Genomic DNA, 3,673 nt, shown 5'->3' on the forward strand with positions numbered 1-3,673 from the left:
GTACTCTGCGTATTGCATCAGATGAATCAATCGCCCCGATCCCCCGGATCCGCACCAAGTCCTTTCACTTCCCTAAGATTCCGCGGAATTTGCGGTCTGAACAGCGTTAACGCGCCGCTGGCCAGGCGCTGCCCGACGGGCGCAATATCGATCCTTGAAGCGGTTGCGACAAGCGTCTGACCTGCGGTTTTGTGCTGATGATGCATTTAATGAATCATTGATTCAAGATTTGAGCACAAACTTCGAGGGAACTGTGGGGCGAGAATGGCGGTGGACGCGTCCGGGCGTGTGCTGCAGCTGAGTGCTGTTCAGCTGCTGCATCCCGAGGAACAGACTCTTGAGGACATGCTGACCGGGTGGCGCAACCAGCAGCTTTCCAGGAACCTCCAGTTCGACACGATCGACAAGGGCATCGCGAGTGTCCGCCGGTTCGTGAACCATGTGAACGAGTTTCCGTGGAACTGGGCACCGGAACACGTCGAGGAGTATTTCGGTGACCTCCGCTCAATCCACCAGCTGAAGCACTCCACGGTCCGCGGCTACCAGTCCACGCTCCGCCGGTTCACGTCCTACGTGTCAAACCCCGACTACGGCTGGGACCAGGTCTGCGAACAGCGCTTCGGCACGCACCCGTCCCAGGTCTTCTTTGACTGGAACACCGCCTCCCACACACAGGAGTACGAAGGACGTCCCTCCAAGCGGCCCTTCACCAAGACGGAACTCCAGATGCTGTTCGATCACGCCGACGACCAGGTCGAACTCATCGCCGCCTCAGGCAAGAAAGGCTGGCAGGCCGCCTACCGGGACGCCGTCATGCTGAAAATCGCCTACTCGTACGGGCTCAGATTCAACGAGCTCCGGCACCTGCAATCCATCGACTTTGCGGCCAACCCGAAGGCGCGAAGGTTCGGCAAGGCAGGCGTCTGCAAGGTCCGGTTCGGCAAATCCCGCAAGGGCTCCCCGCACAAACCCCGCAGCGTCCTGACGGTCTTCGACTGGACCGCCGGCGTTCTCGAGGACTGGCTCGCCAACGGACGGGGCATGCTCGACACCCTGGACCTGTTCCCCAGCGAACGCGGCGGCCTGATCTGCGAATCCACCCTGCTGCGCCGGCTCCGGCGCTACCTCAACGAGCTGGGCCTGCCAATGGATGGCCTGGACCTGCATTCGCTCCGGCGCTCCTATGCAACGCACCTGTTGGAGGACGGATGGGATCCTAGATTCGTGCAACATCAGATGGGCCACGAACACGCCTCCACCACCGGGATTTACCAGTTCGTCAGCGACGACTTCCGCAACACGACCCTTCGGGCGGCGCTGGACCGCACCATGGATGAAGTCCTGGGCGTGCAGATGCGAGGTGAATGGTGAGACGCGACGTCGAATACAAGTGGCGGCTCTCGGAGCTCATGGCAGCACGGGGCCTGCACAACACCACCGACCTCATCCCCCTTCTGGCCGAGCGCGGCATCACCTTGTCCCGCCCACAGGTCTACCGTCTCGTCAACCAGAAACCCGAACGCGTCGCACTGCAGGTCATCGCCGCGATCTGCGACATCTTCTCCTGCGGACCCGAGGACCTCATCACCGTCACAGCCGCCGACGTCCGCGCCCGCAAAACCGGAACCAGCGCCCCCAACGTCGTCGACCTGAACCGCACCGTCAGACCACGGCGCGCACGCATCATCGACAATGATCACTGACAAACCCGCAGGCCTCAGCCCCCGCAGCACCAGCCGCGGCCGGCCCCGCACCACGGGGACTGCTACCTGCGCACGCTGCGGCCGGGCCGCCGGTAAAACCCGCGCCACCTGGCCCGAAGGCCGAATCTGCGGCCCATGCTTCACCACCGCCACCCGCACCCACGGGACCTGCCCGGAGTGCGGCCAGCACAGACTTCTACCCGGGCCACCGGACATCAGCGGAGGGCCACGCTGCGCGCCCTGCGCCGGCATCCTCCACGACTTCCACTGCACCCGTTGCAATACGGAGGGCGAGTTCTACCGGCGCGGCATATGCGCCCGCTGCGCCCTCCGGGAGGACCTCAACGAACTACTGCTCATGCACCCCGCCGACCCGGACACCGCCGGCGAAATCGTCCATGCGCTTTGCAAAGCGGACCGGCCCGAAAGCATCATCACGTGGAAACGCTCCCCCAAAGTCCAAGCACTCCTGGCCTCTCTGTCATGCGGGGAAACTCCCTTGACGCACGAAGGACTCGATGCCGCGGCCAAGTCAGCGAACCGCGAAGCCAATCACCTGCGCGCCCTGTTCATTCATCATGGACTCCTCCCCTACCAAGACCCGTATCTGGCCCGGTTCGAAACCTGGATTGACGACAAGCTCCGCCACTTGCCCGAGGAGGTCGCCAAACCCGTCGCACAGTTTGCCACCTGGCATCACCTCCGGCGCATCCGGTCCATCACAACACCGGAGAAGAGCGCCCAAGCCCCGGTCCACTCGGCCAAGCAAGAGATCACCGAAACCGTCAAGTTTCTGGACTGGCTCTGGGAAACCCACCAGCGGACAGCGGCGAACTGCACCCAACAAGACATCGAAACCTGGCTCGCAACCGGTTCCACGACCAGAAAAGCCATCCGCACCTTCATCGTCTTCATCAAGAACACCGGCACAAACCACAGGGTGGACATGGGCCACTACACAGCCAAAACCCGCCCCGCGATCACCCAGGACCAGCGCGTGGCCTGGCTCCGGGAACTGCTTACCGGCACCAGCGAGTCCCTGCCCTACCGAGTCGCCGGCATCCTGCTGCTTCTCTACGCCCAGCCGCTCGTTCGGGTCGCCAAACTCCGGACCGACGCTATCGAAACCAATGAAAGCACCGGCAACATGCGGATCACCTTCGGCCCGCACCCAGTGCCCATTCCCGAACCCTTCGCCGACTTGCTTCGAGAGCACCTTAAAGGCCGTCCGAATCTCAGAACAGGATCAGACGCACAAAGCCCCTGGCTCTTCCCGGGGACCCGGGCCGGACAACCACTTCACCCAAACGGCATCATGGATAGGCTCCGAAGCCTGGGCATCGACCTGCGCGGCGCACGAAACACGGCCCTCGACGAACACCTCTTAGTCTCACCACCGCCACTGGTCGCCGACGCACTCGGATACAGCCACCAAGTAGCCTTCCTCCACGCCGACGCGGCAGGCGACGCCTGGTCCCGCTACGTCAACCTAAGAACCGGGCCTTGAAGCGTCCTTGCGAACACTTCGACAGTGACATCTAACTCTCACTCATCAAGGTCTTCTCGCCTGTCTGAGCGCAGATCCTCAATCGGTCTCTTTCCAATGAGCTCCTGACGATAACCCTCAACTTCAGCAGACTTCTTTCGAGACCATCGCCAACCAAAGTAGGACCCAAGAAGCCCAGCTAACGCGAAACCCACCGCCGTCACAGCCGGGGAGCCCGTTGCAACCTGGATCCAGACGGCAATGCCAACAACCAACATCGCTGTGACTACCAAAACGAAGGCTTTCTGCTTTCGACCCGTCATCGCACTCCTCCCCGAGCAGTTGTGCAAATGCTGGCACGAACTAGACCAACAGGGAAAGCCTTGGCAGCAAAGGTAGACATTCCGTGTTCTAGCGGAGGACTTGCACGACGCAGGCTTTCGTGGCGAATACGCTCACATTTGATCCGCAGGGATGCCAGTAG

The 3,673-nt window shown here is 62.0% G+C and carries 3 protein-coding genes; all 3 read left to right on the top strand.

Annotated elements, in window-relative coordinates:
• The first annotated feature begins 264 nt into the window (after window positions 1-264).
• The 3 genes from HNO81_RS19805 to HNO81_RS19815 all read left to right on the top strand — a co-directional run bounded on the left by HNO81_RS19805 (window position 265) and on the right by HNO81_RS19815 (window position 3,210).
• Window positions 265-1,371, top strand: coding sequence for a site-specific integrase (locus HNO81_RS19805; protein ID WP_175319800.1), 1,107 nt, complete (start codon window positions 265-267; stop codon window positions 1,369-1,371).
• Window positions 1,365-1,703, top strand: coding sequence for a helix-turn-helix transcriptional regulator (locus HNO81_RS19810; protein ID WP_217509636.1), 339 nt, complete (start codon window positions 1,365-1,367; stop codon window positions 1,701-1,703). Before HNO81_RS19805 ends, HNO81_RS19810 begins: the two co-directional genes overlap by 7 nt.
• A 358-nt stretch (window positions 1,704-2,061) precedes the next feature.
• Entirely contained in the window at window positions 2,062-3,210 is a 1,149-nt protein-coding gene (locus HNO81_RS19815) for a recombinase XerD (RefSeq protein ID WP_217509637.1), read from the top strand.
• The last annotated feature ends 463 nt before the right edge of the window (window positions 3,211-3,673 follow it).

It is taken from the genome of Pseudarthrobacter sp. C4D7 (assembly GCF_013359725.1).
In the GTDB taxonomy this organism is placed as follows: domain Bacteria; phylum Actinomycetota; class Actinomycetes; order Actinomycetales; family Micrococcaceae; genus Arthrobacter.

Excerpts from the sequence above, each read along its gene's own strand:
- HNO81_RS19815 (WP_217509637.1), top strand. The coding sequence starts at position 2,062 with ATGCACCCCGCCGACCCGGACACCGCCGGCGAAATCGTCCATGCGCTT.
- HNO81_RS19805 (WP_175319800.1), top strand. The coding sequence starts at position 265 with ATGGCGGTGGACGCGTCCGGGCGTGTGCTGCAGCTGAGTGCTGTTCAG.
- HNO81_RS19810 (WP_217509636.1), top strand. The coding sequence starts at position 1,365 with ATGGTGAGACGCGACGTCGAATACAAGTGGCGGCTCTCGGAGCTCATG.